This window comes from Streptomyces sp. NPDC051217, from assembly GCF_044455465.1.
GTDB lineage: Bacteria > Actinomycetota > Actinomycetes > Streptomycetales > Streptomycetaceae > Streptomyces.
The window spans coordinates 323893-345100 of sequence record NZ_JBITEV010000005.1 but is presented as its reverse complement, the minus strand read 5'-3'; the positions used below and the strand labels follow the sequence as shown (position 1 = coordinate 345100).

23 protein-coding genes and 1 tRNA gene are annotated in these 21208 nt (G+C 71.1%); 12 read left to right on the top strand and 12 right to left on the bottom strand.

Features of this window, described 5'->3' with window-relative positions; genetic code table 11:
* Positions 1-3: 3 nt before the first annotated feature.
* From ACIBBB_RS15055 to ACIBBB_RS15045, 3 genes are all read right to left on the bottom strand, one after another.
* Positions 4-324, bottom strand: coding sequence for a DUF202 domain-containing protein (locus tag ACIBBB_RS15055; protein WP_398981876.1), 321 nt, complete (start codon positions 322-324; stop codon positions 4-6).
* Positions 324-716 carry a YidH family protein gene (locus ACIBBB_RS15050; protein ID WP_398981874.1) on the bottom strand — a complete coding sequence of 131 codons (393 nt, stop codon included), beginning with the start codon at positions 714-716 and terminating at the stop codon, positions 324-326. Before ACIBBB_RS15050 ends, ACIBBB_RS15055 begins: the two co-directional genes overlap by 1 nt.
* 197 nt (positions 717-913) lie before the next feature.
* The gene (locus tag ACIBBB_RS15045) at positions 914-1462 is read right to left on the bottom strand and encodes an NUDIX hydrolase (protein WP_398981872.1); all 549 of its coding nucleotides are present in this window, start codon (positions 1460-1462) and stop codon (positions 914-916) included.
* Between the two features lie 92 nt (positions 1463-1554).
* On the opposite strand from ACIBBB_RS15045, the gene ACIBBB_RS15040 reads away from it, so the two are divergent.
* Positions 1555-3210, top strand: a complete 1656-nt coding sequence (locus tag ACIBBB_RS15040; RefSeq protein WP_398981870.1) for an FAD-binding dehydrogenase — start codon at positions 1555-1557, stop codon at positions 3208-3210.
* Positions 3211-3260: 50 nt separating this feature from the next.
* Here the strand turns inward: ACIBBB_RS15040 and ACIBBB_RS15035 are convergent, their stop codons facing one another.
* Positions 3261-3695, bottom strand: coding sequence for an ASCH domain-containing protein (locus ACIBBB_RS15035; RefSeq protein WP_398981868.1), 435 nt, complete (start codon positions 3693-3695; stop codon positions 3261-3263).
* 145 nt (positions 3696-3840) lie between these two features.
* Here ACIBBB_RS15035 and ACIBBB_RS15030 point away from each other — a divergent pair, with 145 nt between their 5' ends.
* Together ACIBBB_RS15030 and ACIBBB_RS15025 are read left to right on the top strand one after the other, a co-directional pair.
* Positions 3841-4506: a molybdopterin-dependent oxidoreductase gene (locus ACIBBB_RS15030; protein ID WP_398982070.1), complete on the top strand. Its 666-nt coding sequence runs from the start codon at positions 3841-3843 to the stop codon at positions 4504-4506.
* Entirely contained in the window at positions 4448-5149 is a 702-nt protein-coding gene (locus ACIBBB_RS15025) for a cytochrome b/b6 domain-containing protein (RefSeq protein WP_398981866.1), read from the top strand. The genes ACIBBB_RS15030 and ACIBBB_RS15025 overlap by 59 nt, the downstream gene beginning before the upstream one ends.
* A 31-nt stretch (positions 5150-5180) precedes the next feature.
* Here the strand turns inward: ACIBBB_RS15025 and ACIBBB_RS15020 are convergent, their stop codons facing one another.
* Both ACIBBB_RS15020 and ACIBBB_RS15015 read right to left on the bottom strand, forming a co-directional pair.
* Positions 5181-6587: a GntP family permease gene (locus tag ACIBBB_RS15020; RefSeq protein WP_398981864.1), complete on the bottom strand. Its 1407-nt coding sequence runs from the start codon at positions 6585-6587 to the stop codon at positions 5181-5183.
* A 40-nt stretch (positions 6588-6627) separates the two neighbouring features.
* Positions 6628-7167, bottom strand: a complete 540-nt coding sequence (locus ACIBBB_RS15015) for a gluconokinase (protein ID WP_398981862.1) — start codon at positions 7165-7167, stop codon at positions 6628-6630.
* Between the two features lie 131 nt (positions 7168-7298).
* On the opposite strand from ACIBBB_RS15015, the gene ACIBBB_RS15010 reads away from it, so the two are divergent.
* From ACIBBB_RS15010 to ACIBBB_RS15000, 3 genes are read left to right on the top strand one after another with little or no spacing between them, the layout of a single operon-like run.
* Complete coding sequence (locus tag ACIBBB_RS15010; protein WP_398981860.1) at positions 7299-8000, top strand: FadR/GntR family transcriptional regulator; 702 nt, start codon at positions 7299-7301, stop codon at positions 7998-8000.
* A 57-nt stretch (positions 8001-8057) separates the two neighbouring features.
* Positions 8058-9143 carry an S-(hydroxymethyl)mycothiol dehydrogenase gene (locus ACIBBB_RS15005; protein WP_398981857.1) on the top strand — a complete coding sequence of 362 codons (1086 nt, stop codon included), beginning with the start codon at positions 8058-8060 and terminating at the stop codon, positions 9141-9143.
* A complete protein-coding gene (locus ACIBBB_RS15000; RefSeq protein ID WP_398981855.1) occupies positions 9143-9808 on the top strand; it encodes an MBL fold metallo-hydrolase in 666 nt (221 codons plus the stop codon). The genes ACIBBB_RS15005 and ACIBBB_RS15000 overlap by 1 nt, the downstream gene beginning before the upstream one ends.
* Positions 9809-9836: 28 nt before the next feature.
* Here ACIBBB_RS15000 and ACIBBB_RS14995 read toward each other — a convergent pair whose 3' ends face one another.
* A complete protein-coding gene (locus ACIBBB_RS14995) occupies positions 9837-10622 on the bottom strand; it encodes a thioesterase II family protein (RefSeq protein WP_398981853.1) in 786 nt (261 codons plus the stop codon).
* Positions 10623-10831: 209 nt separating this feature from the next.
* Positions 10832-10919: transfer RNA gene (locus ACIBBB_RS14990), tRNA-Leu, on the bottom strand.
* Between the two features lie 88 nt (positions 10920-11007).
* Here ACIBBB_RS14990 and ACIBBB_RS14985 point away from each other — a divergent pair.
* The 3 genes from ACIBBB_RS14985 to ACIBBB_RS14975 all read left to right on the top strand — a co-directional run bounded on the left by ACIBBB_RS14985 (position 11008) and on the right by ACIBBB_RS14975 (position 13633).
* On the top strand, positions 11008-12372 hold the full coding sequence (locus ACIBBB_RS14985) for a M20/M25/M40 family metallo-hydrolase (RefSeq protein ID WP_398981851.1): 1365 nt from the start codon (positions 11008-11010) through the stop codon (positions 12370-12372).
* A gap of 133 nt (positions 12373-12505) precedes the next feature.
* Entirely contained in the window at positions 12506-12739 is a 234-nt protein-coding gene (gene chpH / locus ACIBBB_RS14980) for a chaplin ChpH (RefSeq protein ID WP_189110438.1), read from the top strand.
* 135 nt (positions 12740-12874) lie between these two features.
* Positions 12875-13633, top strand: coding sequence for a chaplin (locus tag ACIBBB_RS14975; RefSeq protein ID WP_398981849.1), 759 nt, complete (start codon positions 12875-12877; stop codon positions 13631-13633).
* A gap of 88 nt (positions 13634-13721) precedes the next feature.
* Here the strand turns inward: ACIBBB_RS14975 and ACIBBB_RS14970 are convergent, their stop codons facing one another.
* Positions 13722-13910, bottom strand: a complete 189-nt coding sequence (locus ACIBBB_RS14970) for a DUF5703 family protein (protein WP_023542774.1) — start codon at positions 13908-13910, stop codon at positions 13722-13724.
* A gap of 47 nt (positions 13911-13957) precedes the next feature.
* Between ACIBBB_RS14970 and ACIBBB_RS14965 the strand changes: the two genes are divergently transcribed.
* Complete coding sequence (locus tag ACIBBB_RS14965) at positions 13958-14629, top strand: hypothetical protein (protein WP_398981847.1); 672 nt, start codon at positions 13958-13960, stop codon at positions 14627-14629.
* 87 nt (positions 14630-14716) lie between these two features.
* Here the strand turns inward: ACIBBB_RS14965 and ACIBBB_RS14960 are convergent, their stop codons facing one another.
* Together ACIBBB_RS14960 and ACIBBB_RS14955 are read right to left on the bottom strand one after the other, a co-directional pair.
* A complete protein-coding gene (locus ACIBBB_RS14960) occupies positions 14717-16915 on the bottom strand; it encodes a helix-hairpin-helix domain-containing protein (RefSeq protein ID WP_398981845.1) in 2199 nt (732 codons plus the stop codon).
* Positions 16912-17895 (bottom strand): aldo/keto reductase, encoded by a 984-nt coding sequence (locus ACIBBB_RS14955; RefSeq protein WP_189110435.1) that lies wholly within the window; start codon positions 17893-17895, stop codon positions 16912-16914. Before ACIBBB_RS14955 ends, ACIBBB_RS14960 begins: the two co-directional genes overlap by 4 nt.
* 150 nt (positions 17896-18045) lie before the next feature.
* Between ACIBBB_RS14955 and ACIBBB_RS14950 the strand changes: the two genes are divergently transcribed.
* Both ACIBBB_RS14950 and ACIBBB_RS14945 read left to right on the top strand, forming a co-directional pair.
* Positions 18046-19098 (top strand): LLM class F420-dependent oxidoreductase, encoded by a 1053-nt coding sequence (locus tag ACIBBB_RS14950; RefSeq protein ID WP_398981843.1) that lies wholly within the window; start codon positions 18046-18048, stop codon positions 19096-19098.
* A 239-nt stretch (positions 19099-19337) separates the two neighbouring features.
* Positions 19338-20120, top strand: a complete 783-nt coding sequence (locus ACIBBB_RS14945) for a ferritin-like domain-containing protein (protein WP_398981841.1) — start codon at positions 19338-19340, stop codon at positions 20118-20120.
* Positions 20121-20173: 53 nt separating this feature from the next.
* Here the strand turns inward: ACIBBB_RS14945 and ACIBBB_RS14940 are convergent, their stop codons facing one another.
* Complete coding sequence (locus ACIBBB_RS14940; protein ID WP_398982068.1) at positions 20174-21190, bottom strand: magnesium and cobalt transport protein CorA; 1017 nt, start codon at positions 21188-21190, stop codon at positions 20174-20176.
* Between the last annotated feature and the right edge of the window lie 18 nt (positions 21191-21208).

Genomic DNA, 21208 nt, shown 5'->3' with positions numbered 1-21208 from the left:
CCCTCAGAGGACGGTCACGCCGAACGCCGCCAGGCAGATCACGCACACCACCGCCGCGACCCCCGCGCCCGTAGGCAGCGCGCGCGGCTCCGGCGTGTCGAGGGCCGTCATCCGCCGGTGCGCCACCCAGAGGAACGCCAGCCAGACGAGCGCGCTCGCCACCGCCGCCGCGACCCCCGCGGCCGTCACCTCGTCCCGCAGGACCTGCCGGCCCGCGAGCACCGCCACGACCGTGTACGTCAGGGTCGTACGCCGCCAGGCCAGCCGGGTCCGCTCGGGCTGGAGGCCCGGGTCCCGGGTCGCCCCGGCCGCCGGGCTCCCCATCAGCGGGTCCCGCCCGCCAGCACCACGACCAGCATGATCACGGCGACGGCGGCGACCGACAGGCCCAGCAGCGTCGGAAACGCCGTCACCGGCAGATCCTCGCCCCGGCGCATCGCGCGCTCGCTGCGCACCCACTGGCTGATGGACCGCAGCGCGCTGAGCGCCCCGATGGCGAAGAGCACCACCGCCAGCCCCACCCGCACACCCCAGCGCAGGTCCGGCAGGAACTGGTCGACGGCGAATCCGCCGCCCACCAGGGCGAGTGAGGTACGGATCCAGGCAAGGAAGGTGCGTTCGTTGGCGAGCGAGAAGCGGTAGTCGGGGGTCTTACCCTCGTCCCTGATCCGCCGCGGCGCGAACCACAGCCGCAAGCTCCGCACGAGTTCGTTCACCCGTCGCACTCTAGGGCGTGTTTCAGAAGTCCCGTCCGGCTCGCGGCGCCTCGCACGCGCGCTCCCCGCGTTTGTCGGGTCGCCCGAGTACGCCCGGTCCCTCCACCACGCCGATCCTCCGCCTTGCGATCGCACGCACCAACGAGTCGTCAGCCGCTCCGCGCCGGGCGTGAGCCCCGCCCCGCGGGGGGACGACGCTACTTCTGAAACACGCCCCGGAACCCGGCCCCTCTCAGCCGTTCGTACGCCGCCACACCGTCCGGCGTCCACAGCCACCCGCCGTCGCCGCCACGCTCCGCCAGCCGTCGGCCCAGCTCCTCCTCGGTGAGGAACGTGTGCCAGTCGATCTCCTCCGCCTGCGGGGATACCGGCAGCACGCACCGGACGTCGTAGACGCGCGACCACCAGCTCATGGGCCCGTCCCCGGCCTCGTACAGGAACGAGAACAGCGGCCGGGGCCGCGGCAGGCCCCTGACCCCCAGCTCCTCCTCCGCCTCGCGCAGAGCCGCGTCGTCGTACGTCTCGCCCGCGCCGACCACGCCGCCCACGAACATGTCGTGGTGGGAGGGGAAGACGAGCTTGGTCGCGGTTCTGCGGTGGACGAAGACACGGTCGTCCGCGTCGCGCGCGAGGATGAAGACGCAGCGGTGCCGCAGTCCTCGCGCGTACGCCTCGCCGCGCGGGGCCTGCCCGACGACGTGGTCGTTCTCGTCCACGATGTCGATGATCTCGTCAGCGGGGCTCATGCGGGACAGCCTGGCACGCACGGCCGGTTGACTCGTTACCGGCCCGTACGGAAGATCGGACCACCTCAGTCGCCCCGAGAAGGTGGGAACCCATGGCGTACGACGCTGACGTGATCGTGATCGGCGCGGGACTGGCCGGGCTGGTCGCCACCGCCGAACTCGTCGACGCCGGGCGCTCGGTCATCCTCCTCGACCAGGAGCCCGAGCGATCCATCGGCGGACAGGCGCACTGGTCCTTCGGCGGAATGTTCCTCGTGGACTCTCCCGAACAGCGGCGGCTGCGCGTCAAGGACAGCAGGGACCTGGCGCTCCAGGACTGGCTCGGCACGGCCGGCTTCGACCGCGACGAGGACCACTGGCCGCGCAAGTGGGCCGAGGCGTACGTGGACTTCGCCGCGGGGGAGAAGCGGTCCTGGCTGCGTGAGCGGGGCATACGCTTCTTCCCGGTCGTCGGGTGGGCCGAACGCGGCGGCTACGGCGCTCGCGGGCACGGCAACTCCGTGCCGCGCTTCCACATCACCTGGGGGACCGGTCCCGGCGTCGTCGAGCCCTTCGAACGCCGGGTGCGCGAGGGCGTCGCCAAGGGACTGGTGACATTCCGATTCCGGCACCGGGTCACCGGGCTCGGCGCGAGCGCCGGCGCCGTCGACACCGTGACCGGTGAGGTGCTGGAGCCGAGCGACGCCGAACGCGGTACGGCCAGCAGCCGCGTCACGGCGGGCACGTTCGAGCTCAAGGGCCAGGCCGTGATCGTGACGTCCGGCGGCATCGGCGGCAACCACGATCTCGTACGCGCCCAGTGGCCCGAACGCCTCGGCACCCCGCCCGGAAAGATGCTCTCCGGCGTGCCCGCACATGTCGACGGTCTGATGCTCGGCATCACCGAGCGGGCCGGCGCCCACCACATCAACCGCGACCGGATGTGGCACTACACGGAGGGCATAGAGAACTGGAACCCGATCTGGGCCGGGCACGGCATCCGGATCCTGCCCGGCCCCTCGTCGCTCTGGCTCGACGCGCGCGGCAGGCGGCTGCCGGTGCCACTGTTCCCCGGCTTCGACACGCTCGGAACGCTGGACCACATCATGCACACCGGCCACGACTACACCTGGTTCGTCCTCAACCAGCGCATCATCGGCAAGGAGTTCGCACTCTCGGGCTCCGAGCAGAACCCCGACCTGACCGGGAAGTCCGTCCGCGACGTGATCAACCGGGCGCGCCTGGACGTGCCGGGACCGGTCAAGGCGTTCATGGACAACGGCGCGGACTTCGTCGTCGAGAAGGACCTCGCCTCGCTCGTGCGACGGATGAACGCGCTCACCGAGAAGCCGCTGATCGACGAGGCCGAGCTGCGCCGGGAGGTGGTCGCCCGCGACCGGGAGGTCGCGAACCCGTTCACCAAGGACCTCCAGATGACGGCCGTCCGAGGTGCGCGCGCGTATCTGGGCGACAAGCTGATCCGTACGGTGGCGCCGCACCGCATCCTCGACCCCAAGGCCGGTCCGCTGATCGCCGTACGGCTGCACATCCTGACCCGCAAGTCGCTCGGCGGGCTGGAGACGGACCTGTCGTCGCGGGTGCTGCGGCAGGACGGCACACCGCTGGCCGGGGTGTACGCGGCGGGGGAGGCGGCCGGCTTCGGCGGCGGCGGGATGCATGGCTACCGCTCGCTGGAGGGGACGTTCCTCGGCGGCTGCGTCTTCTCCGGGCGCGCGGCCGGGCGGGCGGCGGCGGAGGCGGTCGCCTGAACTCGCCGGGTCGCCTCGATCGCCGGACAAGGTCCACCGCCGGGCAAGGTCTACCGGCGTTCCACGACCCGGAAACGTTCCGCCACCACCAGCGTCCCGTCATGCACGGTGAACGACGGGTCGCCCAGCGCCTCCCGCATCTCGTCGCTGTGCCAGAACGCCTCGTGGCCCGCGCGCCAGGCATCCACCGAGTCGTACCCCTCGCCCTCGTCGAGCGCGTGCTGGAGATCGACCTGCCCCAGCGGCATCACCCGCACCTCCGTCAGCTCCAGCACGGCGATCTCGCGGCCGTCCGAGTCGATCAGCGCCGAGCGCTCGCCGACCGGCGGCAGCTCCTCCTTCTCCACCTCGTACTCGGCCAGCAGGCCCGTCGTCGAGACCTTCTCCCCGGACAGGACCGCCGCGACCAGCTGATCGCGCAGCGGCCCGGGAAAGGCCAGCAGAAAGGGCGGGAGGGCTTCGCGGTGTTCCTGGGGCGTCTCCATGGCGTCAGTCTGCCGGACCTGACGAAACCATGACGGAAAGCCGACGCCCCTGGCTTCCGCGCCTCCATGGTGTTCGAATCAATGGGTGACCACTCCACACAACGACCCGGAGGGCACGCCCGTCGGGCGGCGCCTGGTGCTCTCCATGCTGGGCCTCGGCGCGGCGGGCGTCGTCACGGCGCCCTATCTCCAGCGGGGGCTCGAAGCCTTCCTCGGCTCGGTCGCCGACAGCGATCCGACGGGGCTGACCGGGCTGCTGCCCAACGGGGGCGGGTTCCGCTACTACTCGGTGGCCACCTCCGTACCCCGCAAGGACCGTGAGAACTACCGGCTCACCGTGGACGGGCTGGTCGACCGGCCCACCACGTACACGCTCGACGCCCTGCGGAAGCTCCCGCAGACCCGCATGGTCCGGGACGTCCAGTGCGTCACCGGCTGGCGCGTGCCGGAAACACCGTTCGAAGGCGTACGGCTGTCGCGGATCCTGGACGCCGCGGGGGTACGGCCGGACGCCAAGGCGGTCCGTTTCACCTGCTTCGACGGCACGTACAGCGAGAGCCTGACCATGGAGCAGGCCAGACGGGCCGATGTACTGGTGGCGCTGAAGATGCAGGACAAACCGGTCGAGCACGCGCACGGCGGCCCGGTACGGCTCTACGTGGCACCCATGTACTTCTACAAATCGGCGAAATGGCTCTCCGGGATCTCCGTCACCTCCGACGTCCGCCCCGGCTACTGGGAGGAGCGCGGCTATGACGTCGACGCCTGGGTCGGGCGGTCCAACGGCCGCACCGACACCCCGACCGTCTGACCGTCCGGACGCCCCGCCCTCCGGACGGCCGGAACCGGCGCGCCCCCGGCTGCGGCGGCGGTTCAGCCGCGCCGAGCGGATGGTCCACCGGGCGACCGGCATCCTGATGCTGGTGTGCGTGGCGACGGCGGCCTGTCTGTACGTACCGCAGCTCGCCGAACTCGTCGGCCGCCGCTATCTGGTGGTCACCGTCCACGAGTGGTCGGGCCTGCTGCTGCCCGGACCGTTCCTCCTGGGGCTCGCGTCCCCGTCCTTCCGCGCCGATCTGCGCCGGCTCAACCGCTTCGCGCCGCACGACAAGGAGTGGCTGCGGGCGGTGCGACGGCGTGACTTCCGGCCCCAGTCGCGTCCGGCGGGCAAGTTCAACGCCGGGCAGAAGGTGTACGGCGGCTGGATCGCCGGAGCCGTCCTGGTCATGCTCGCGACGGGCCTGATGATGTGGTTCACCTGGCTGACGCCGCTGGTGTGGCGGACGAGCGCCACCTTCGTCCACGACTGGCTGTCGCTGGCCGTGGGGCTTGTGCTCGTCGGGCACATCGGGATGGCGTTCGCCGACCCGGAGGCGCGGCGCGGCATGCGGACCGGGTCGGTGGAACGGCCCTGGGCGGAGCGGGAGCACCCTCTGTGGAAGGAAGAGGAGTGACCAGCCCCGCCCAGGCGGGTGACGTAACCGGCTAAAGGATCAGCGAGAGCAGCATCACGAAGCCGAGACCGACGACGGAGATGATCGTCTCCATCACCGACCAGGTCTTGATCGTCTGACCGACGTCCATCCCGAAGTACTCCTTCACCAGCCAGAAGCCCGCGTCGTTGACATGGCTGAAGAAGAGCGAACCGGCGCCGATCGCCAGCACCAGCAGCGCGGCGTGGGACGTGGACATGTCGGCGGCGAGCGGCGCCGCGAGACCGGCGGCGGAGATCGTCGCGACGGTCGCCGAGCCGGTCGCCAGCCTGATCGCGACCGCGATCAGCCAGCCCAGCAGCAGCGCCGGGATCGACCAGTCCTCGGAGAACTCCAGGATCATCTGGCCGACGCCCGCGTCGATCAGGGTCTGCTTGAAACCGCCGCCCGCGGCGACGATCAGCAGCACGCCCGCGATGGGCCCGAAGGACTTCTCGATGGTCGAGGCGATCCGGTCCTTGGTGAATCCGGCGGCGCGCCCCAGCGTGAAGATGCCGACGAGCACGGCGGCGAGCAGCGCGATCAGCGGGGAGCCGATGACATCGGCGACCTTCTGGACCTGGTTCTCCGGATCGTCCACGACGATGTCGACCAGTGCCTTGACCAGCATCAGGACGACCGGCAGCAGCACGGTCGCGACGGTGGCGCCGAAGCTCGGACGCCTGTCGCCCTCCTCGGACGGACGCTTCTCCAGCGTCTGGAGCATCCGCTCCGGCGGCTGGATGTCCACCCAGCGCGCCGCGTAGCGGGAGAACAGCGGACCGGCGATGATCACCGTCGGTACGGAGACGACCAGGCCCAGCGCCAGCGTCACGCCGAGGTCGGCGCCGATGGCGTCGATCGCGACGAGCGGGCCGGGGTGCGGCGGGATCAGCCCGTGCATGACGGAGAGGCCGGCCAGCGCCGGGATACCGATCCGCATCAGGGAGAAGTCGCCGCGCTTGGCGACCAGCAGCACGACCGGGATCAGCAGCACGATGCCGACCTCGAAGAAGAGCGGCAGCCCGATCACCGAGGCGATGAGGACCATCGCCCAGGGCATGGCGCGCCCGCTCGCCCGGCTGAGGATCGTGTCGACTATCTGGTCGGCGCCGCCCGAGTCCGCGAGCAGCTTGCCGAGTATCGCGCCGAGCGCGATCAGCACACCGACACCCGCGACGGTCGAGCCGAGACCGGTGGAGAAGCTGGTGATCGTGTCGCCCAGGGAAGCGCCGGCGAACGCGCCGAGCGCCAGCGTGCCGATGGTCAGGGCGAGGAAGGCGTGCAGTTTGAACTTGGTGATGAGCAGGACGATGACGGCAATACCGGCGAGAACGGCGATGCCCAGCTGCGTGTTGCCGGCCGAGGTGATCGGTTCTACGGCGTCCGCTGCCAGCGTCTCGACGCTGAGACTGGTCACGGGGGATCCTTACGTATCGGGGAGTTGACTGGCTTGTCTGTCAGGTGAGTTCGGGCTCGTAAGGCCCATGGGGACGGTCGAGTCCCGCCAGCGCGGCGACGCCCCGTCCGGTGATCTCCTCGGGGGTGCCCGCCACGTCGACGGTGACGCCCGCCTCGTCGTCGCCCAGCGGCTGCAACGTGGCGAACTGGGAATCCAGCAGGGCGGTGGGCATGAAGTGCCCCTTGCGGTCCGCCATCCGCCGTTCGATCAGGGCGCGGTCACCGGTGAGGTGCAGGAAGACGACATCGGGTGCCGCTGCCCGCAGCCGGTCGCGGTAGGCGCGCTTGAGCGCCGAACTGCTGACCACACCGCCGAGACCGGCCCGGCCGTGCGCCCAGCGCCCGATCGCGTCGAGCCAGGGGCGGCGGTCGTGGTCGTCCAGCGGGGTGCCTGCGGACATCTTGGCGATGTTCGCAGGGGGGTGGAAGTCGTCGCCCTCGGCGTACGGGACGCCCAGGGCGGCGGCCAGCAGGGGACCGACGGTCGTTTTGCCGGTACCTGCCACGCCCATCACCACGACGACGTGGGGGGTGTTCATCTGATACCTCGCTGTCCTCGCATGCTCCGCTGCCTTCGCGATACTGAAACTCATATGTACGACGTATTCAAGGTGTCGTCACTCACTTGTCATATTTCTTCTTCACCCTGCCCGCCCCGTAGGCTTCCGTCATGACCACAGAAGGCCGGGGCCTGCATACCCATGTGCTCGACACCCTCGGTCTCGCCATCACGGGGGGCGAGTACCCCGAGGGCGGCATCGTGCGCACCGACGAGGTCGCACGGCGCTTCGACGTCTCGCGCACCGTCGTACGGGAAGTGGTCCGCGTTCTCGAATCGATGCATCTCGTCCAGTCCCGGCGCCGCGTCGGGGTGACGGTGCGGCCCGCCGCCGAGTGGAACGTCTACGACCCGCGGGTCATCCGCTGGCGCCTCGCGGGCAACGACCAGCCGCGCCAGCTGCGTTCACTGACCGTGCTGCGCTCCGCGATCGAACCGGTCGCCGCCGGTCTCGCCGCCACCCACGCCACCCCTGAGCAGTGCGCCGCCCTCACCGAGCAGGCGCTCGGAATGGTCGCCACCTCGCGCGGGCACCAACTGGAGGGCTATCTACGGCACGATGTCGCCTTCCACCGGGTGGTTCTCGACGCGTCGGGCAACGAGATGTTCGCGCGGCTCGGCGACGTGGTCGCGGAAGTCCTGACAGGCCGTACGCGGCACGAGGTGATGTTCCACGACCCGGACCCGGCGGCCGTGACCCTGCATGTACAGGTCGCCGAAGCCGTACGGGAGCGGGACGCCGCCCGCGCCGAGGAGCTGACCCGGCAGATCGCCGTCGGCGCCCTCCAGGAACTCGACGTGCTGGCACCCTGACCGGGGGCGCGATGTCAGACTTGCCCCTTCAGGCTCGATGGAGAGGCAGGTCCAGACATGTCGCAGCAGGTGCAAGGCGTCGTGGCGCCCGGCAAGAACGAGCCGGTGCGGATCGAGACGATCGTGATCCCCGACCCCGGCCCCGGCGAGGCCGTGGTGAAGATCCAGGCGTGCGGCGTCTGCCACACCGATCTGCACTACAAGCAGGGCGGGATCAACGACGACTACCCCTTCCTGCTCGGCCACGAGGCGTCGGGCGTGGTGGAGTCGGTCGGCGACGGCGTCACCGACGTCGCTCCCGGAGATTTCGTCATTCTCAACTGGCGTGCCGTCTGCGGCAGTTGCCGGGCATGTCTGCGGGGCAGGCCCTGGTACTGCTTCAACACCCACAACGCCGAACAGAAGATGACACTGACGGATGGTACGGAGCTCTCCCCGGCGCTCGGCATCGGCGCCTTCGCGGAGAAGACCCTGGTCGCCGCCGGACAGTGCACCAAGGTCGACCCGGCCGTCTCGCCGGCCGTCGCCGGTCTGCTCGGCTGCGGTGTCATGGCCGGCATCGGCGCGGCGATCAACACCGGCAGCGTCGGCCGGGGCGACTCCGTCGCCGTGATCGGCTGCGGCGGGGTCGGCGACGCGGCGATCGTCGGCTCCCGCCTCGCGGGCGCGGCCCGGATCATCGCCGTCGACATCGACGACCGCAAGCTCGCCACGGCGAAGACGATGGGCGCCACCCACACCGTCAACTCCCGCTCCACCGACCCCGTCGAGGCGATCCGCGAGCTGACGGGGGGCTTCGGGGCGGACGTCGTCATCGAGGCGGTCGGCCGCCCGGAGACGTACAAGCAGGCTTTCTACGCCCGTGACCTGGCCGGCACGGTCGTCCTGGTCGGGGTCCCCACCCCGGAGATGCGGCTCGAACTGCCGCTGCTCGACGTCTTCGGGCGCGGCGGCTCGCTCAAGTCGTCCTGGTACGGCGACTGCCTGCCGTCCCGGGACTTCCCGATGCTGATCGATCTGCACCAGCAGGGCCGTATCGACCTGGGCGCGTTCGTCACCGAGACCATCGGACTCGGCGACGTCGAGAAGGCCTTCGCCCGTATGCACGAGGGCGACGTCCTGCGCTCGGTCGTGGTGCTCTGATGGCCGCCGCCGACTCGCCCGCCGGCTCCGCCGCGTCCGGGGCCCGCGTCGACCACCTCGTCACCTCCGGCACGTTCTCGCTGGACGGCGGCACCTGGGACGTCGACAACAACGTCTGGATCGTCGGCGACGACACCGAGGCGATCGTCATCGACGCCGCCCACGACGCCACGGCCATCGAGGCCGCGCTCGGCGGCCGGACGTTGCGCGCCATCGTCTGCACCCACGCCCACAACGACCACATCGACGCGGCCCCGGCGCTCGCCGCCGCCACCGGCGCGCCGGTCCTGCTGCACCCGGACGATCTGCCGCTGTGGAAGCAGACCCATCCGGACCGGCTCCCGGACGGCGAACTGGCCGACGGCCGGAGCCTGTCCGTCGCCGGCATCACCCTCACGGTGCTGCACACGCCCGGCCACGCGCCCGGCGCGGTCTGTCTGTACGCCCCCGAGCTGTCCACGGTCTTCACCGGCGACACGCTGTTCCAGGGCGGGCCCGGCGCCACCGGCCGGTCCTTCTCGCACTTCCCGACGATCATCGAGTCGATCCGCGAACGGCTGCTGACGCTGCCATCCGGGACGGTGGTCCGTACCGGACACGGCGACTCGACCACCGTCGGCGACGAGGCGCCGCACCTCGACGAGTGGATCCGGGCCGGCGGCTGAACCCGTCGTGCGGGGCCGGGTCGTCGCCTCAGGCGACGCGGTCCCGCAGCGCGTCGGCTGTGGACCACCGCGCGATGTGGTGCCTGACCGTGCCGACCACGGCGGCGGGCTGGTCGTTGAGGTAGAAGTGGCCGCCGGGGAAGACGTGCAGCTGGAAGTCCGCCTCGGTGTGGTCGGCCCACGCCCGCGCGTCCATGACCGGTACCTGCGGGTCACAGTCGCCGATCAGCGCCACGACGGGATACGGCACCGTCGCCCCCGGCTCGCTCCGGTACGACATCACGGCCGCGTAGTCGTTGCGCAGGGCCGGCATGATCATGCGTACGACGTCGTCGTCACCGAGGACCTCCGAGTCCGTCCCGCTCATCCGGCGGACGTCGTCGAGGATGTTCTCGTCGGTGAAGAGCTGACGTGTCGTGATGCACCGGCAGCGCGGCGCGCACCGGCCGGAGACGATCAGCCCGAGCACCTCCACGTCCGTGTCCCGCAGCCGCCGCGCGACCTCGAACGCCACGGACGCGCCCATGCTGTGACCGAAGAGGGTGATCGGCCGGTCCGCCCACTCCAGGAGCTCACGGGCGACCGCGTCCGCCAGCTTCGGAATGCTCGGTATGCCTTTCTCGTCGCGACGGTCCTGGCGGCCCGGATACTGGACGGCCAGCACATCGGTCTCGGGGGAGAGCGCCTTGGTCACCGGAAGGAAGAACGGCGCGGACCCTCCCGCGTGCGGCAGACACACCAACTGGGTGCGTGCTTCGGATGCCGGCCGAAAGCGTCGAATCCACGGCTTCGTTTCGCTGGGCGCGAGAGTCATGATGTTTCCGTCGCCTCATTCTGGGGGCACACGTCGACTGAGAATTGCATCGCAAACGTGCCAGCGAGACCCCCTGCGGGCAACCCCTATTCTGCTCGATCGCCGCCCCCACCAGGGAGTTCGGGGCAGATCTTAGGGGTGGCCGGACGGGGCCGTGGAATGCGTCATGCCGACCGGGAAAAGGATCCCGATCGGCATGACGTCAACGATGGTGTCCGAGGGGGGACTTGAACCCCCACGCCCGATAAAGGGCACTAGCACCTCAAGCTAGCGCGTCTGCCATTCCGCCACCCGGACAAGGTGTCCGCCGGACGACCCAGGGCCGTTCCGACGTGGAAAACCATAGCAAACATCGGGCACTGCCCGATCCCCGCCCGGTGGGAGGATGGGACGACCACGGGCAACGACAGCGGGAGTGAGCAGCGTGAGTGAGTCGAACACGGGCGGGACGGTCTCGGGCGAGGACGAGGTCGTCGACCTCTGCCGGGATCTGATCCGGATCGACACCAGCAACTACGGGGACCACTCGGGCCCCGGCGAACGGGCGGCCGCGGAGTATGTGGCGGAGAAGCTGGCGGAGGTGGGGCTCGAACCGAAGATCTTCGAGTCCCACAAGGGCCGTGCCTCCACCGTCGCCAGGATCGCCGGCGAGGACCCCTCCAGGCCCGCCCTGCTCATCCACGGTCACACCGACGTCGTCCCCGCCAACGCGGCCGACTGGACGCACGACCCGTTCGCCGGCGAGATCGCCGACGGCTGCCTCTGGGGACGCGGCGCGGTCGACATGAAGGACATGGACGCCATGACCCTCGCCGTGGTGCGGGACAGGCTCCGCAGCGGGCGCAAGCCCCCGCGCGACATCGTCCTCGCCTTCCTGGCCGACGAGGAGGCCGGCGGTACGTACGGGGCGCGGTACCTCGTCGACAACCACCCCGACCTCTTCGAGGGCGTCACCGAGGCGATCAGCGAGGTCGGCGGCTTCTCCTTCACCGTCAACGAGAACCTGCGGCTGTATCTCGTCGAGACGGCGCAGAAGGGCATGCACTGGATGCGGCTCACCGTGGACGGCACGGCCGGGCACGGCTCGATGACCAACAACGACAACGCCATCACCGAACTCTGCGAGGCGGTGGCCCGGCTCGGCCGGCACGAATGGCCGGTGCGGATGACCAAGACCGTGCGGTCCTTCCTGGACGAGCTGTCCGACGCGCTGGGCGTCCCGCTCGACCCGGAGGACATGGAGGGCACGCTCGCCACGCTCGGCGGCATCGCGAAGATGATCGGCGCCACCCTGCGCAACTCCGCGGCTCCCACGATGCTCGGCGCGGGCTACAAGGTGAACGTGATCCCCGGCCAGGCGACCGCCCATGTCGACGGCCGTTTCCTGCCCGGCTACGAGGAGGAGTTCCTCGCCGACATCGACCGGATCCTCGGCCCGCGCGTGAAGCGCGAGGACGTGCACGGCGACAAGGCCCTGGAGACCAGCTTCGACGGCAGGCTCGTGGACGCCATGCAGACCGCGCTCGTCGCGGAGGACCCGATCGCGCGGGCCGTGCCCTACATGCTCTCTGGCGGCACGGACGCCAAGTCCTTCGACGACCTCGGTATCCGCGGCTTCGGCTTCGCCCCGCTCAAGCTCCCGCCGGAGCTGGACTTCGCCGGGATGTTCCACGGCGTGGACGAGCGGGTGCCGCTGGACGGACTGCGCTTCGGTGTACGGGTGTTGGACCGCTTCATCGATGCCAGCTGAGCCGTATTCGGCAGCGCGTGCGTACTTGACTGAAAAGAGTGAAAGCGACCATAGGCTCGTAGCCCCGCCACCACCTCCTCGTTACAGATGTGCGGTCCGAGGTTGGGACCGCATTTGCCAACAAGGAGGAATAATGATCAAGAAGGTCGTCGCCGCTGCGGCTGCCACCGGTGGTCTCGTGCTCGCGGGCGCGGGTATGGCCGTCGCCGACTCCGGTGCCCAGGGTGCCGCCGTGGGGTCCCCCGGTGTGCTCTCGGGCAACGTCATCCAGGCGCCCATCCACATTCCGGTGAATGTGTGCGGCAACACGGTCTCCGTGATCGGGCTGCTGAACCCCGCCTTCGGCAACACCTGCGTCAACGCGTGACGTTGTACCTCGAACCCGTAAGGGTCTGAGCCCAGCGGCCCCGGAGTGCGCGCCATGCGCTCCGGGGCCGCCGCGCTTCAAACCCCGGGCGCGTTGCGCCGGGGGTATCCGGAAGGCAGAAGGCAGGAACAAGCTATGAGACAGGTCACGCGCAAAGGCCTGATCACCGTGGCGGCGGCCGGCGGCGTACTCGCCCTCGGCGGCGGCTACGCGCAAGCGGACGCGGGTGCCGAAGGAACCGCGGCGAACTCCCCGGGCGTGCTGTCCGGGAACAACGTCCAAGTCCCGGTGCACGTCCCGGTCAACGCCTGCGGCAACACCGTCAACGTCGTCGGCGTGCTGAACCCCGCCATGGGCAACGCCTGCGCGAACAAGTCGGACGGCGGTCGCGGCCCGGGCGGCGACGGCTCGCACGGCGGGGGCTCCCAGGGCGGCGGCTCGCACGGCCCCGGCGCCGGTGGAAAGGGCGGCTCGCACGGAGGTTCCGGAGGCGGCGGCTCGCACGCCGAGGGCGGAACCGGCAACTCACCCGGTGTCGGCTCCGGCAACCTCATCCAGGTGCCGATCGACATCCCCGTCAACGTCTGCGGCAACAGCGTCGACATCGTCGGAGCACTGAACCCCGCCATCGGCAACGAGTGCGTGAACGCGGACACCCCCGCCCCGCCGGCCGAGGAGACGCCCGAGACCCCGGGCACCCCCGAGCCCCCGACGGACCGTACCGTCCCGCCGTCCCCGAACCACCCGGAGGCGAAGACCGTCGACCCGCCCGCCACGGGCACCGAGGTGCTGGCGCGGACCGGCGGCGACGGGCTCGGACTGATCGTTCCGGCCGGTGCGGCCCTGCTTCTCGCGGGCACGGTCATCTACCGGCGCACCCGCGCCGCCGCATAGGACGGCGCGCGAGTACGGCACGTGTTCATCCCGGTACGGCACGGGGCGGGCCTCCACACCACGGGGATCCGCCCCGTCACCGTCACCGTCACCAGGTGGCGCGTACCTGACGGATGATCCGTCTGCGCAGCCGCACTCTGCGACTGCCGTCCCGGTGCAGGCTCAGTCGGTCCATTTCCCAGTGTCCGTACTCGGCGTGGTCAGTCAGCAGGCGGGTCGCGTCGCTGCGGGACACCCCGCGCGGCACGTACACGTCGACAAATTCGTATTCCGGCATCGCATCTATTGTGCGGGCAGAGCCCCGGTACGGATAGCGTCTGCTCTATGTCTGATGCTGCGCAGCCCACGGCTGCCGAGGTACGTGCCGCCGCCGAGGCGGTCAAGGTCGCGCTGGACCGCCACCTCGCGGCGGTCGAACGCCGCACGGGTGAGGACGACCCGGCGGTTTCCGAGGCGTTCAACGCCCTCGCCACCGCGGCGGAGGCGTACGACGAGCGGCTCTACGACCTCTACGACGAGGTCACCCCGTTCGAGATTCCCGGCACGGACGACTCCTTGCCGCCCTACGCGGGGCCGGAGGAGCCGAACGCGCTCAGCGTGCTGATCCGCCGCGACTACGCGGTGGCGGAGCCGCGGAGACTGCTGGCTCAGGCACAGCGCATCGCCGATGTCGACGGGGACGCCGAGACCGTGGCGGTCGTCGGCGCCAGTGTGCACGCCGCTGTGGGCGTGCTCTTCGGCGAGTACGAGCCGGACGAGATCGCGTCCCGGCACAAGGAGTTCGGCCTGGAGGAGGGCGACTCGACACTCTGGGTGTCGGCCGCCGACGACCTTCCGGAGCCCGGCGAATGGCTCGGCGCCCCCTTCGAACAGGCCGATCCGCAGCAGGTCGTCTGCCGCTTCGACGTCAGCTCGGTCTTCGACGACGAGGATTTCGACAGCTCCGGGATCCGCGGCCGGGACCCCCTCGGTGACCTGGAGGAACAGGACGCCTGACCGCGCGGTCCGACACGGCCGACGGCCCGCCAACGAATCTCGTGTGCGGGCCGTCGGCCGTTCGGGTTCACCCCAGGTCACCCCGGGTCACACCGCGGGCGCCAGCAGGCCCTCCAGGAGCGTCCGGAGCCGCGTGGTCCGCTCGGCGGCAGGCACCTGAGCCACCGCGTGCGCGAGCGCCTGGTCGACGCCGTGGACCACGGACAGATGACGCTCGCCCCGGCCGAAGGCCGTGTAGACCCAGGGCCGGCTCAGGCCCTGCGCGGCGTCGCCGGGCAGGACCACGACGGCGGCCGGCCACCGCATCCCCGCCGCCTGGTGCGCCGTGAGCGCCCAGCCGTGCCGTACGACCGATTCGACCAGTTCCCTGGGCACCACGACGGGCACCCCGTCGCAGTCCAGCCGGAGCCCCTGCGCGTCCGCCGACACGACTGCGCCCGTCAGCGTCCGGCCCGGTGCGGGCACATAGGCGACCCGGTCGTCCGGGTCGAAGCCGCCGAACCGCCCGGGACCGGGATTCAGCCGCTCCTTGAGCGCCACGTTCAGCGCGCGCGTCCCCACCGCGCCGGCGTGCCCGACCGTGATCACCTGCGTCTGCCCGGACGGCACACCGATGGCGCGCGGCACCGAGTCGGCGACGAGCTGAACCGTACGGTGCACGGCCTCGCCCGGGTCGCGCACGGGCACGATCACGACCTCCTTGCCGGGCGCCTCGACCTGGTTCAGCTCACCGATGCCGATGCCGGAGACCAGCTCGCCGAGCGGCCCGGGGTCGGGCGTGCGCGAGGCGATCTGCGGGCAGACCCGGGCCGCCAGCAGATCCGCGAAGACCCGCCCGGCGCCCGCCGACCAGAGCACCCCGGGGTCGCCGCCGAGGACCAGCCGAGCGCCGTCGGGCAGCGATTCCACCAGCGTCGTCGCGGTCTCCACGTCCAGTTGGGGCGCGTCCAGGACGACGAGGAGGTCGAGGGCCAGCGCGCCGTCCGCGTCCCGTCCCGGCCCCTCGGCGCCGGACAGCAGCCCCGCGACGGTCACGGCGCCGTCACCGAGCCGGCGCCGGCCGTTCTCGCTGTGCGCGGCGACGACCGGCCGCAGACCGAGCGCGCGCACGGCCTCGGCGAGCGCCACCGGCTCGGCGCGCGCGGCCTCGCCGCCGGTGTGGACCACCAGACCGTGCCCGGCGACCGCGCGGATCAGCTCGCCGGCCGAGGGGGAGGGCGCCTGCGCGGCGGCCTCGTCCCAGGACGCCTCCTGTGCGGTCTTCACCAGCCGGGCCAGACCGTCGGCGAGGCTCTCCTCGGCCAGCGCGTACCGATCGAGACCGAGCAGGACGGGCGCGGCCGGACCCTCGGCGGCGCCCTCCGCAGCCTCGCCGTCCGCCCCCTCGCCGTCCGCCGTTCCGTCCTGCGTGTCCTCGCCGATGTCCTCGGCGCCGTCCTGGAACACCAGCACGGCTCCCTCCGCGATCGCGTGCCGCAGCGCCCCGTCGGGGTCCGGCACGGACCGCTCCGCCAGTGCGGCCCGCACCGCCGGGAACGCCAGCGCGGTGTGCCCCTGGAGAGCGGCGCGCTCCAGCAGCCAGCCGACGAGGGCGGCGGACCGCCGCTCGTCTCCGGGACCGCAGCCGTCACCGAGCAGCGCGCGGGCGAAACCGTCGGCCTGCTCCGGCCGGACCCCGGGGACGGACAGCAGGAGCCACGGATCGGCGCGCAGCGCGTCACCGGCCCGCTCGCCGAGCACCGCTGTGACCTGGGGGGCCAGCGCCGTCGGCGCACCGCCCTCGGCGAGCACGGCCCCTACGGCCGCCACGGCCTCCGGAGCGGTCGCGGGGGACCCCGAGGCGGCCCGAGCGGGCTCAGGAGCCCGGGGCCGGTCCTGAGCCCGTACGGCGGCCGCGGCGGCGGTGGGTGCCACCGGAGGGGGCGGAGCCGCCTGGCCGCTCTCCATGGCCCGTACGGCGGCGAGCAGATCCGCCGCGTGCCCGCCCAGCTTGGCGCCCGCCGGGATGGGGCCTTCCTTCTCGGCCTTCCGCTGTGCGATCCGGGCGCGCAGCTCACGCTGCGCGGCGATCTCGGCCTCGGCCTCGGACAACTGCGCAGCCGCGTCCTCGGCGGACTTCGTCCCGTCCTCGGCCCCGTCCCCGTCCTCGGCCCCGTCCCCGCCCTCGGCCCCGTCGCCGTCCCCGTCCGCGTCGGCGACCGCCTCGGACGCGGCCTCCTCCACGACTGCGGTGTCGCGGTCTTCGGCGGGGGATCCGGGGGGCGCCCCCGGGGAAGGCACAGTCACAGGGTGCTCCAGTCCTGATCGGGATAGCGGTGCACGGGCGCCGACACATCGTCGAGCGCCCGGCAGATCTCGTCGGGAAGCCTAAGGCTCTCCACTGACAACGCGGCCGTGAGCTGGTGCGCGTTGCGTGCCCCGATGATGGGGGCCACCACGCCCGGCCGGTCCCTGACCCACGCGAGCGCCACCTCCAGCGCCGTTGTCGCCAGTCCCTCCGCCGCGGTCACCACCGCGTCGACGATGCGGCTCGCGGGCTCGTCGAGATACGGCTCGACGAACGGCGCCAGCTGCTCGGAGGCGCCACGGGAGTCGGCCGGCGTGGAGTGCCGGTACTTGCCCGTCAGCACGCCCCGGCCGAGCGGCGACGAGGGCAGCAGCCCGACCCCCAGATCGACGGCGGCCGGCAACACCTCGCGCTCCACGCCCCGTTGGAGCAGGGAGTACTCCATCTGCGTGCTCGCCAGCCGGGTCCGTACGCCGGGGGAGGCCAGCTGCCAGGTGGCCGCCTTGGCGAGCTGCCAGCCCGAGAAGTTGGACACGCCCGCGTATCTGGCCCGGCCGCTGCTCACGGCTATGTCGAGCGCCTGGAGCGTCTCCTCCAGCGGTGTCCCGGTGTCGAAGGCGTGGACCTGCCAGAGATCGACATGGTCCGTGCCCAGCCGCTCCAGCGAGGCGTCCAGGGCGGCGAGCAGATGCCCGCGCGAGCCGTCGAAGCGCCTGTACGGATCCGGCACACTGCCCGCCTTGGTGGCGATCACCAGATCCCGGCGCGGCACAAGTCTCTCCACGAGCTGCCCGAGCAGATACTCCGCCTCCCCGCCCCCGTACACGTCGGCGGTGTCGACGAGAGTGCCGCCCGCCTCCCAGAAAGCCTTCAACTGGTCGGCGGCGTCGTGCTCGTCGGTGTCCCGCCCCCAGGTCAGCGTGCCGAGCCCGATCCGGGACACTCGCAGGCCGGTACGGCCGAGATGCCTCTGCTCCATGACCGCTGAGATTACTGGCCGAGGCCCCACTCGCAGTGAGCCTGTGGACAACCCGCCCCGGACGGAGGCCCGATGGCGCCCCTGACGAATGCCCGCACCACGCGCTAGAGTCCCGCCACAGAGACGTTACTGATCGGTAAGGGAGTGGTTATGCGGCTCGGCATCAATCTCGGCTACTGGGGCGCCGGAATGGACAGCGACAACCTCGCCGTCGCCCAGGAGGCCGACCGGCTCGGCTACGACGTCTGCTGGGCCGCCGAGGCATACGGCTCCGACGTCCCCACGGTGCTGAGCTGGGTCGCCGCCCAGACGGAGAACATCGACATCGGTTCGGCGATCCTCCAGATCCCGGCCCGCCAGCCCGCGATGACGGCGATGACGGCCGCCACGCTGGACTCGCTCTCCGGCGGCCGGTTCCGTCTCGGCCTCGGGGTCTCCGGACCGCAGGTCTCCGAGGGCTGGTACGGCGTCAAGTTCGACAAGCCGCTGGCCCGCACCCGCGAGTACGTCGAGATCGTCCGCCGCGCGATGTCCCGCGAGCGGCTCTCCTACGAAGGAGAGCACTGGACCCTGCCGCTGCCCGGCGGACCCGGAAAGGCGCTCAAGCTCACCGTCCACCCCGAGCGCGAGCACATTCCGCTCTACATCGCCGCGATCGGCCCCAAGAACCTTGAGCAGACCGGTGAGATCGCCGACGGCGCGCTGCTGATCTTCCCCTCGGCCGAGCATCTTGAGGAGACCGCGCTCAGGCATCTGCGCGCGGGCCGCGAGAAGGCCGGTCGGACCATGGACGGCTTCGACGTCTGTCCGACCCTGCCGATCGCGCTGGGCGACGACATCGAGGCGCTGGCGGACATGTTCCGCCCGTACACCGCGCTGTACGTGGGCGGTATGGGCAGCCGCAAGCAGAACTTCTACAACCAGCTCGCGCGGCGCATGGGATACGAGCGCGAGGCCGTGGAGATCCAGGACAGGTACCTGACGGGCGACAAGGAGGGCGCCGGGGCGGCCGTCCCGCGCCAGCTCATCGACTCGACCACGCTGCTCGGCTCGGTGGAGCGGATCGCCGACCGGATGAAGGCGTACGACGCGGCCGGCGTCACGACGCTGACCCTGGCCCCCGCGGGCTTCACCCTCGACGAACGCCTCGCGGCCCTGCGCGCGGGCACCCAGGCCCTGGAACTGGCCGGTCTCGTCACCTGAGAGGCGGAGGAAGTCCGCGGCCGTGGTGGGGGCTCGGGGGGTCTTCCCCGCCACGGCCGTCGAAAAGGACAACGCCCCCGGCCTCCACCGGGTTACGCATGCCCGTATACGTACGGACGTGCGCCCGCCCCTCCCCCGAACGGCCGATTCCGGTACCTGAGCTGTTGCCTGCTCCGCGGTGTCGGATTTGAATCCTTGTGCGGATGTCTGTGCGGACATCGGTATGGAGGTGGCATCCAATGCTCTCGGCCCGAGGCCTGTTCGAGGAAATCCTCGACAACGACGAGTCCTTTCAGCTCTTCTGCTCCATCGCGGCCAGCGGCGAGGCCCAGGGCGGCTGGGAGAACGGCCGTATCGCCGCCTTGGTGCCCGAGGGAATGCGGGACCTCGCACCCAAGATCACGCGGCACGGCGCGGACGAGGACAAACACGGGCGGATCTTCCAGGCGATGCTGAAGAAGCGCGGTCTGGAGCCCGTCGACGTCCCGCCCGCCACCGACTACACGCTGCTGCTCGAACGGCGCGGTATCGGCCTCCCGCACGACAAGCTGCGCCGCGACGACCCGCTGACGGAGCACGACATCGTCGTCTACCTCTCGCACAGCCGGGTGACCGAGCAGCGCGCCTCCGAACAGATGGAGTTGCTGCGCAAGCACTTCGCGGACCACCCGGACGTCGGCAAGGCCGTCCGGATGATCAGCGCCGACGAGGACAGTCATCTGGCGTACTGCCACGAGGAGTTGCTGCGCCTCGCGCGCCAGGGCCACGGCCGCACCATCCACCGGGTGCTCCAGGAGAGCGCGCGTGCCGAGATCCAGATCTACCGCGACGTGAGCATCGCCGTGATGGAGCACATGGGCCGCATCCTGCGCTGGCCCCGCCCCAAGGCGGCGCTGCTGACCGCGGGCATCCACGCCATGTACGGGGTGGAGCGGGCGGGCCGCTGGCGGCGGATGGTCAGCCTCAGCATGCCGGAGCGCCGCGACGCGCTGGGCGGCCCGGCGACCGCGCCCGCCTTCTGAGCCGTACAGCCGATACAGCCGCGCAACGGCCGGCTCCGGCCCGGTCGACCGGGTCAGAGCCAGCCGTTGCGCTTGAAGAGCCGGTGCAGGAAGGTCACCGCGCCGACCATCACGGACAGCGCGGCCGGATAACCCCACACCTGGCTCAGCTCGGGCATGTGCTGGAAATTCATGCCCCAGACCCCCGCGAGCAGCGTCGGCACCGCGGCCATCGCCGCCCAGGCGGAGATCTTGCGCATGTCGTCGTTCTGCCGTACGCCCATCTGCGCGAGATGGGCGTACAGGATGTCCGAGACCAGCCGGTCGAGCCCGTCCACCTGCTCGCTGACGCGCGTCAGATGGTCGTCCACGTCCCGGAAGAACGGCTGCGACTGCTCCCTGACGAACGGCACCCCGGCGCGTGTGAGTCGCGAGATGGGCCCGGCCAGCGGCCCGGCCGCCCGGCGGAACTCCAGCACCTGCCGTTTGAAGGTGTAGATCCGCTCGGCCGTCGGCTGGCTGCCCGTCCTGCTGCTCCGGCCCGAACCGCCCTCGTCCGGCGAGAAGACCTGCGCCTCCAGCTCCTCCAGGTCGACCTGGAGCTCGGAGCTGACATCGATGTAATGGTCGACCACCGCGTCACTCACCGCGTAGAGAACCGCGGTCGGACCGTGCCTGAGTACCTTGGGTTCCGCCTCCAGGCGCATGCGTACGGCGTGCAGCGGCGCGCCCTCGCCGTGCCGGACCGTCACCACGAACGAGTCGCCGAGGAAGACCATCAGCTCGCCGCTGGAGACGGTGTCCTGCTCGGAGTCGTACACCACCGGTTTGAGCACCATGAACAGCGAGTCGTCGTAGATCTCCAGCTTGGGCCGCTGATGGGCCTTGAGCGCGTCCTCGACGGCCAGCGGATGCATGCTGAACTCGCGGCTGACGAGGTCGAACTCCTGCTCCGTCGGCTCATACAGCCCGACCCAGAGGAAGGCGTCCCCCTCGGCGCGCGCCTCGGCCAGGGCGTCGGACAGATCGGCGGGCCCGTCGGTGCGGCGCCCGTCGCGGTAGATGGCACGGTCGACGATCACCCCGTCCATATTCCCGGCCGAAGTGGT

What these genes read in the sequence shown, in the direction of transcription:
- ACIBBB_RS15055 (WP_398981876.1), bottom strand. Translation starts at nt 324, where the DNA reads ATGGGGAGCCCGGCGGCCGGGGCGACCCGGGACCCGGGCCTCCAGCCC.
- ACIBBB_RS15045 (WP_398981872.1), bottom strand. Translation starts at nt 1,462, where the DNA reads ATGAGCCCCGCTGACGAGATCATCGACATCGTGGACGAGAACGACCAC.
- ACIBBB_RS15040 (WP_398981870.1), top strand. Translation starts at nt 1,555, where the DNA reads ATGGCGTACGACGCTGACGTGATCGTGATCGGCGCGGGACTGGCCGGG.
- ACIBBB_RS15035 (WP_398981868.1), bottom strand. Translation starts at nt 3,695, where the DNA reads ATGGAGACGCCCCAGGAACACCGCGAAGCCCTCCCGCCCTTTCTGCTG.
- ACIBBB_RS15030 (WP_398982070.1), top strand. Translation starts at nt 3,841, where the DNA reads ATGCTGGGCCTCGGCGCGGCGGGCGTCGTCACGGCGCCCTATCTCCAG.
- ACIBBB_RS15025 (WP_398981866.1), top strand. Translation starts at nt 4,448, where the DNA reads ATGACGTCGACGCCTGGGTCGGGCGGTCCAACGGCCGCACCGACACCC.
- ACIBBB_RS15015 (WP_398981862.1), bottom strand. Translation starts at nt 7,167, where the DNA reads ATGAACACCCCCCACGTCGTCGTGGTGATGGGCGTGGCAGGTACCGGC.
- ACIBBB_RS15010 (WP_398981860.1), top strand. Translation starts at nt 7,299, where the DNA reads ATGACCACAGAAGGCCGGGGCCTGCATACCCATGTGCTCGACACCCTC.
- ACIBBB_RS15005 (WP_398981857.1), top strand. Translation starts at nt 8,058, where the DNA reads ATGTCGCAGCAGGTGCAAGGCGTCGTGGCGCCCGGCAAGAACGAGCCG.
- ACIBBB_RS15000 (WP_398981855.1), top strand. Translation starts at nt 9,143, where the DNA reads ATGGCCGCCGCCGACTCGCCCGCCGGCTCCGCCGCGTCCGGGGCCCGC.
- ACIBBB_RS14995 (WP_398981853.1), bottom strand. Translation starts at nt 10,622, where the DNA reads ATGACTCTCGCGCCCAGCGAAACGAAGCCGTGGATTCGACGCTTTCGG.
- ACIBBB_RS14985 (WP_398981851.1), top strand. Translation starts at nt 11,008, where the DNA reads ATGGGACGACCACGGGCAACGACAGCGGGAGTGAGCAGCGTGAGTGAG.
- chpH (WP_189110438.1), top strand. Translation starts at nt 12,506, where the DNA reads ATGATCAAGAAGGTCGTCGCCGCTGCGGCTGCCACCGGTGGTCTCGTG.
- ACIBBB_RS14975 (WP_398981849.1), top strand. Translation starts at nt 12,875, where the DNA reads ATGAGACAGGTCACGCGCAAAGGCCTGATCACCGTGGCGGCGGCCGGC.
- ACIBBB_RS14970 (WP_023542774.1), bottom strand. Translation starts at nt 13,910, where the DNA reads ATGCCGGAATACGAATTTGTCGACGTGTACGTGCCGCGCGGGGTGTCC.
- ACIBBB_RS14965 (WP_398981847.1), top strand. Translation starts at nt 13,958, where the DNA reads ATGTCTGATGCTGCGCAGCCCACGGCTGCCGAGGTACGTGCCGCCGCC.
- ACIBBB_RS14955 (WP_189110435.1), bottom strand. Translation starts at nt 17,895, where the DNA reads ATGGAGCAGAGGCATCTCGGCCGTACCGGCCTGCGAGTGTCCCGGATC.
- ACIBBB_RS14950 (WP_398981843.1), top strand. Translation starts at nt 18,046, where the DNA reads ATGCGGCTCGGCATCAATCTCGGCTACTGGGGCGCCGGAATGGACAGC.
- ACIBBB_RS14945 (WP_398981841.1), top strand. Translation starts at nt 19,338, where the DNA reads ATGCTCTCGGCCCGAGGCCTGTTCGAGGAAATCCTCGACAACGACGAG.
- ACIBBB_RS14940 (WP_398982068.1), bottom strand. Translation starts at nt 21,190, where the DNA reads ATGGACGGGGTGATCGTCGACCGTGCCATCTACCGCGACGGGCGCCGC.